This is a genomic window from Staphylococcus sp. HMSC063F05 (assembly GCF_001837075.1).
Classification (GTDB): Bacteria; Bacillota; Bacilli; order Staphylococcales; family Staphylococcaceae; genus Staphylococcus; species Staphylococcus epidermidis.
Map to the genome: position 1 here is coordinate 113,524 of NZ_KV831317.1, position 7,235 is coordinate 120,758.

Genomic DNA, 7,235 nt, shown 5'->3' on the forward strand with positions numbered 1-7,235 from the left:
CTTCCTTACTTAATAATTTCAACACCAGAGCTAATGATATCACTTGCTATAATCTTCGATTCGTCAAATACTTTAAAAAATTGTTCCATCACAGCTTGTTTATTTTTCTTTTCTACTAAAACTTTTACATTGGGACCCGCGTCCATTGTAAAGTAACAAGGTAAATTGGCTTTTCGACACTGTTCCACAATCGCCATAGCATCGTAGCTTTCTTGCACTAAATACGTAAAAGGAGGTTGAGCGCCTAAGTTAGTGGCATGCATACGTAAACCATTTGCTTCAATGACTTCTCCTAAGCGTTGAAAATCTTGATTTTTGACTGCCTCTTTTGCTTCATTTAAATCTTCATCAACGTGATCCAACCAATATTGATAAAATCTAGAAGTATCTCTTGTTAGTGACATTCCTGACCTACTAGATACTTTTTTTGACTGATTGTTAATCACTACAAATATCATTGATAAATCTTTTTCCCAACCATTGGAATTAATACCATGTGCATATGAAGTTAAATCATCATGCCCTTTTTCCCATTCGGCAAATCCACCAAAAATACTTCTAGAAGCAGAACCTGAACCACGTCGAGCTAATCGTGATAAGTCTGTATCTGATAAGTTCAATGACAAAGCTTCATTACAAGCGGCAGCTAAAGCAGCGTAAGCACTCGCTGAAGAAGCAAGTCCTGCTGCTGTTGGCACATAATTTTCACTTTCAATTCGCGCATGCAAACGATTTCCAGCTAAATCTCTCACTATATTCATATAGTTTTGAATCTTTTCTTTCTCTTTGGCATTCACTTCATTACCATTTAAAATAAGGAAATCTTCAGTAAAATCAGGGTCAAATGTCACTTTTGTTTCAGTATAAAATCGATCTAAAGTAACTGATAAACTATTATTCATAGGAATAATGTAAGTTTCATCAGCTTTCCCCCAATACTTAATCAACGCAATATTTGTATGTGCTCGTGCTTTGCCACTTTTCACCAATGATTTAACCTCCTAAATGTTCAATCCATGTATGTGCTGCGCCAGCTTTTTCAACAGCAGCAACAATAGTCTTTGCAGTTTTTAAATTTTCCGCAAGAAGAAGCATGCTGCCACCTCTTCCTCCACCAGTTAGTTTACCAGCAATGGCACCATGTTCTTTCCCAATTTGAAGTAATTTTTCTATTTTATCGTGACTTACTGTTAAATGTCTCAAGTCTTCTTGACATGCGTTAAATATGTCAGCCAAATGATGGAAATCATGCTGTTCAATCGATTCGCTAGCACTGTGAACAAGTGTACCAATGTGCTCTATATATTTCATATATTCATCAGATTCACATAATACATGAACATCTTCTACTGCTTGTTTGGTAGAACCCTTTACTCCAGTATCAATGACAACCATATAACCATTTAATTTTAGTGATTTTAATGTTTCGGCCTGCCCTTGTTTAAACCAGACGGGTTTATTTGACACAATCGTCTGCGTATCAATACCGCTTGGCTTACCATGTGCGATTTGCTCCGCCCAATTTGCTTCTTTAATCAATGTTTTGTCATCTAAAGGTTGATCCATAAAATCATAACTGGCGCGTACAAACGCTACTGCTACTGCAGCACTTGAACCTAAACCTCTTGATGGAGGCAAATTAGTTTGAATTTTTACTGATAGTGGTTCTTTCACTCCACTTTTTTCAACAAAGCGATTAATGATAGACTTTAGATGTTCGGGGGCATCGTATAACATTCCGTCATATACGTCACTTGTGATAGAAGAATAATTACCTTCATCTAAACTTTCAATGAGGACTTTAATTTTTCCAGCATTAAATGGAATTGCGATTGCCGGTTGACCAAATGTAACTGCGTGTTCACCCATTAGAATAATCTTTCCAGTAGATTCTCCGTATCCTTGTCTAGTCATGTTTTCTCACCTTTATATACCTTCTTTAAAATATCACTTCATAAGATGTACTGACGATGTTAGAATGATTGACTTGCTATTTTACGTGATATTAATTTAATTTCTTTACATATTCATCTTGATAGATGTCACTTAAATGTCAATTTTATCGAATACATTTATCATATCGCCAATAATCAAGCGTTCATTATAACTATTTAAAAGTAAAATAACAACAAAAGGGCATAATAACTTTTTGTTTAAGTTTTCACAACACTTTAATATTATAAAACTCTTTTAAAGAGTTATCAAAATCATGAAATATATTTACCTTAAATGACAATTTTGTAAACATCGTTAAATTTTTTACTAAAGTTTTTAAAATTTTCCACCTCAACTATAATACTACAAATTTGTGATAGAATATATATCATTTTCTAACAAAGTCATCTTAACTTTTGTTTGAAAGGTATTTTTATTAAACAAAATAGTAGTAAGATTGAATTCAAATTGAATTTGTTGTCCTCTTTTAACCTCGAATAACACTTGCCTATTTTGTTGAATTTCTATGTGAAATTTTCTTGGTTAGAACCCCGTCTTGATTGAAAATTAATAAAAACTTATTTTCTATTCACATCAACTATCACTGCTAATACGTAAAAAAACCTGGGACAATCATTTTGTCCCAGGCTTATCATTTTATGACTTATCTATAGTGTCACACTTGCTAAAAATCTAATTTTTCATTCATTTTCGCATTGCGTTCTAACATCTTATCATAATACCCTTCGTAACGTGTCCACTCGTCTTCTGTAATAGGATCCATATTTAAGTTTGCCCCTAAATCTTTTAGTGCATATAATAATAAAAACATAACATCTTGCACTTTAATTTCTCTATTTAAAAGGGTTTCTAAAGATGCCATACATGAGGGATCTATGTCTGGATAGTGAAATTTAGTAGTCTCCCCTTTAAGCGCACGTTGATAAAACTGTTGCATCATTAATGCCCGTTCTGAGCCAGAACCTTCAATACATAAGTATATTTGCACTGCGATACCACCACGTACTCGTCGCTGCGAAATCCCGGCAAATTTCTTATCATTAATACTTAAATCAAATTTTCCTGGGCAATACGATTGCTCAATTTCTTTAGTATCGATACTAACATCTTCATCCTCAAACATTTTACTAATCAATAAATACATCACTGTAAAGGCTTCATCAATAGTCGTTTCGGTTTGTCCTTTAAAAATCAAAGATATGTTTAAAATTCCTTGATCTAATACGACACCCAAGCCACCAGAATTCCTAACAATTGCATTATATCCTTGTTCATCTGTAAGAAAACGAATACCATCACTTAAAAATGGTAAACGCGAATCATGAATGCCCAAAATCACGGTGTGTTGATGTATCCACGTTCGTACTACATTACAAGATAAATCTTTACCAACGCTTTCGGAAAAAGTGTCATCAAACGCAAAAGATTGCATGGGCTCTAAACCACTTGAATGATCGACATAACGCCAGTTGATTTGATTAAAATATTTAGTTGCTAAGTCCATTATTGTAAAGCTTGAGCAGCTGTAATAATAGATAAGTTATAAACGTCTTCAGTTGAGCAACCACGAGATAAATCATTGACTGGAGAGTTTAATCCTTGTAGGACTGGTCCTACTGCATCGTATCCACCTAAACGTTGAGCAATCTTATAACCAATATTACCTGCTTCTAGACTAGGGAAAACAAATACATTTGCATCACCTTGAATTTTTGCACCAGGTGCTTTCTTCTCTGCTACGCTAGGAACAATAGCAGCGTCAAATTGGAATTCTCCATCAATAACTACATGATCTAATTGATCTGCTTCAGCTTTTTCTTGAGCTAACTTCAATGCTTCTTGCACTTTAGTAACATCATCCGATTTAGCAGAACCTTTTGTAGAAAAGCTTAACATAGCTACTTTAGGGTCCATTCCAAAGCTTTGTGCTGATTTAGCACTCTCTACTGCAATTTCAGCAAGTCCTTGAGCATCTAATTCTGGATTAATCGCACAATCTCCAAAAATATATTGTTCGTCGCCTTTAATCATAAAGAAAATACCAGATGTTCTAGATACACCAGGTTTAGTTTTGATAATTTGTAATGCTGGTCTGACTGTATCTCCAGTAGAATGTGCAGCACCACTCACTAAACCTTCAGCCTTTCCAGTATACACAAGCATTGTTCCGAAATAATTTACATTATCTAATAATTCAACTGCTTGTTCTTTAGTTGCCTTACCTTTACGTCTTTCAACAAAAGCATCTACAAGCTCATCTTTAAGTTCACTCGTTGCTGGATCTATGATTTCAATTTGAGTTAAATCTAAAGCGTGTTTAGAAGCAAGAGATTTAATATTATCTTCGTTTCCTAGAACGATAGGTGAAACATAGTCAGTTTTTTGTAGCTGAGTCGCAGCAATGAGCACTCGTTCATCTTCACCTTCAGGTAATACTATTTTTACATTTTTCCCGGATAATTTGTCTTGTAATACAGATAATAAATCAGCCATAATATCCTCCTTAATTCTCTCTTATAATAACGTTTACATAGTAAATTATACGTTATTTTTCATCAGAATTCCATTTCGCTTTTGTAAACATTTTTTTAGTAGTTAAATGACTGTTTGTGATAGAATTTGATATGAATCCAATAAAAATTTTGAAAAAGGAGCGAATAATAATGAGTGAAGCAGCAGAAACTTTAGATGGTTGGTATAGCTTACATTTATTTTATGCAGTAGACTGGACAACTTTTCGTTTAATTGCTGAAGATGATCGTGAAGCAATGATTACTGAATTGGAAACATTTATTAAAGATAAAACAGTTGCTAGAGAATCACATCAAGGTGATCATGCAATTTATAACATTACAGGTCAAAAAGCGGACCTTTTACTATGGTTTTTACGTCCAGAAATGAAAGAGTTAAATCAAATTGAAAATGAGTTTAATAAATTACGTATCGCAGACTATCTCATTCCAACTTATTCCTATGTGTCAGTGATAGAATTAAGTAATTATTTAGCAGGCAAATCTGATGAGGATCCTTATGAAAATCCCCACGTTAAGGCACGATTATACCCTGAATTACCACATTCTGAATATATATGTTTCTATCCAATGGATAAACGACGCAATGAAACTTATAACTGGTATATGTTACCTATCGAAGACCGTAAAACTTTAATGTATAACCATGGGATGATAGGTCGTAAATATGCTGGTAAAATCAAACAGTTTATTACAGGTTCAGTAGGTTTTGATGACTATGAGTGGGGTGTTACATTATTTTCAAATGATATACTTCAATTCAAAAAAATTGTCTATGAAATGCGTTTTGATGAAACGACTGCTCGTTATGGCGAATTTGGTAGTTTCTATATTGGTCACATTCTAAACATCGAAGACTTCAAACAATTTTTTAGTATATAAGTTAAAGTGAAAAATTAACCCTACACACTAGGATTATAATCTACTAGTGTGTAGGGTTTTTAATATGTAAAAAGATAACACCTTATCTTAAATTTAATGACTATAAAAAATTTAAGAGCCTGTACAATTAAGATGTACTAGGCTCTTATGTTGTAGTATCCTTGGGAGAACTTTAAATCACTACTACGTATATAGTTAACCTCATAGAATATACCGTCGCTACTCAATATATTCACTGTCATCGTTAACTAATATTATTTTAACCTTTTTGAAACATTTGAAACATTATAGAAAGGTAAATGTACAACTATAAAGTTTTTTTTAATATTTATTATAAAATTCACCTATAAATCATTATTTTATCTGCTTAACTCTATGAAAATGACTTTAAATAACAAGTTGCACGTCATGTAAACCTCAAGGGTTGTGGCGTTTTCCTAAAACCTTTACTATAATTATAATAATGATTTATTCTTAATTTTAAAAAAATTTGGTGATGAAATGAATAAGGATACAATTGAAACATCTCGTGAAGCATTGATAAAAGATGTTGTTATGATTGCTGCTCGTATATTACTTGAATCTGGAGCTGAAGGTACACGGGTAGAGGATACCATGGCACGTATTGCTACAAAATTGGGCTATCCTGAAAGTAATAGTTTCGTGACTAATACTGTAATTGAATTTGTTTTACATAATGAAGCATATCCTCGGTTGTATAGAATTAAAACTCGAGATACGAACTTAATAAAAATTTCTCAAGCTAATGAAATCTCACGTCAAATTACAAATGGCACAATGACGCTTGAAGAAGCTAAGTATCAATTAGAGGAAATATATGTTGCTAAAAGAGATAGCAGTCTACCTTTTAAAGGAATTGCCGCAGCAATTATCGCTACGAGCTTCCTCTATCTACAGGGAGGTCGTCTGGTTGATATCATCACAGCTGTATTAGCTGGAACGATTGGATACTTAGTAGTAGAAATATTAGATCGAAAGCTACACGCACAATTTATTCCAGAATTCATAGGTTCTTTGGTAATAGGTATTATTTCTGTAATTGGACATGCATTTGTTCCTAGCGGAGATTTAGCTACAATTATCATTGCAGCGGTCATGCCGATTGTACCTGGAGTACTGATTACAAATGCTATCCAAGATCTATTCGGAGGACATATGTTAATGTTTACTACAAAATCTTTAGAAGCTTTAGTCACCGCCTTTGGTATAGGCGCTGGTGTAAGTTCAATATTAATTTTAGTCTAGGAGTGCACTCATATGTTTTGGATATTTAATTTTATATTTAGCTTTCTTGCTTCACTCTTTTTCTGTGTCATATTTGATGCCCCTAGGAAGTTGTATTTTGCTTGTGGCTTTGTCGGCGCTTGTGGATGGATGGTTTATACTGTATTATTTAACGGCTTTGAACTCCATACGATTTACTCAAGCTTTTTCGGTAGTTTAGCGTTAGGTTTACTTAGTCATTATATGGCCCGTCGAAAAAAAGAGCCTGTAATTATTTTTATGGTTACAGGTATTATACCTCTGGTTCCAGGAGGACTTGCTTATGATGCCACTAAAAATTTAGTGTTATTACACTTTGGAAAGGCGATTAACACAATGCTTGAAGTGACATTAATAGCAGGTGCTATTGCTTTAGGTTTATTATTTGCTGATCAAATTTCTAAAATCGTTATTTCAGGTTTTGCTCGTACCAGAAAAAGATTGTAATATCAATAAAATCATTCGCTAAAAAATTAACGTTACTCTAACCAATTAAATTTATAGTTAAATATTGTTAAAAAATATATGATAAATAAAAAGAGGTTGGAACATAATTCCTAGCAAAATAGCCAGTAAATGAGT

The 7,235-nt window shown here is 33.4% G+C and carries 7 protein-coding genes; 3 read left to right on the plus strand and 4 right to left on the minus strand.

Annotated features, from left to right (window positions below):
• Nucleotides 1-5: 5 nt before the first annotated feature.
• The 4 genes from mvaD to pta form a co-directional block, all read right to left on the minus strand.
• Nucleotides 6-989: a diphosphomevalonate decarboxylase gene (gene mvaD / locus HMPREF2576_RS02165; RefSeq protein WP_002502520.1), complete on the minus strand. Its 984-nt coding sequence runs from the start codon at nt 987-989 to the stop codon at nt 6-8.
• A 4-nt stretch (nt 990-993) separates the two neighbouring features.
• Nucleotides 994-1,914 carry a mevalonate kinase gene (gene mvk, locus HMPREF2576_RS02170; RefSeq protein ID WP_002438735.1) on the minus strand — a complete coding sequence of 307 codons (921 nt, stop codon included), beginning with the start codon at nt 1,912-1,914 and terminating at the stop codon, nt 994-996.
• Between the two features lie 706 nt (nt 1,915-2,620).
• Complete coding sequence (locus tag HMPREF2576_RS02175; protein WP_002468700.1) at nt 2,621-3,460, minus strand: lipoate--protein ligase family protein; 840 nt, start codon at nt 3,458-3,460, stop codon at nt 2,621-2,623.
• Nucleotides 3,460-4,449 carry a phosphate acetyltransferase gene (pta, locus tag HMPREF2576_RS02180; protein WP_001832032.1) on the minus strand — a complete coding sequence of 330 codons (990 nt, stop codon included), beginning with the start codon at nt 4,447-4,449 and terminating at the stop codon, nt 3,460-3,462. Before pta ends, HMPREF2576_RS02175 begins: the two co-directional genes overlap by 1 nt.
• A gap of 170 nt (nt 4,450-4,619) precedes the next feature.
• On the opposite strand from pta, the gene hemQ reads away from it, so the two are divergent.
• The 3 genes from hemQ to HMPREF2576_RS02195 all read left to right on the plus strand — a co-directional run bounded on the left by hemQ (nt 4,620) and on the right by HMPREF2576_RS02195 (nt 7,100).
• Entirely contained in the window at nt 4,620-5,369 is a 750-nt protein-coding gene (gene hemQ, locus HMPREF2576_RS02185; RefSeq protein WP_070856326.1) for a hydrogen peroxide-dependent heme synthase, read from the plus strand.
• Between the two features lie 501 nt (nt 5,370-5,870).
• Nucleotides 5,871-6,635, plus strand: coding sequence for a threonine/serine exporter family protein (locus HMPREF2576_RS02190; RefSeq protein ID WP_001832039.1), 765 nt, complete (start codon nt 5,871-5,873; stop codon nt 6,633-6,635).
• Nucleotides 6,636-6,647: 12 nt separating this feature from the next.
• Nucleotides 6,648-7,100: a threonine/serine exporter family protein gene (locus HMPREF2576_RS02195; RefSeq protein ID WP_001832133.1), complete on the plus strand. Its 453-nt coding sequence runs from the start codon at nt 6,648-6,650 to the stop codon at nt 7,098-7,100.
• Nucleotides 7,101-7,235 lie beyond the last annotated feature (135 nt).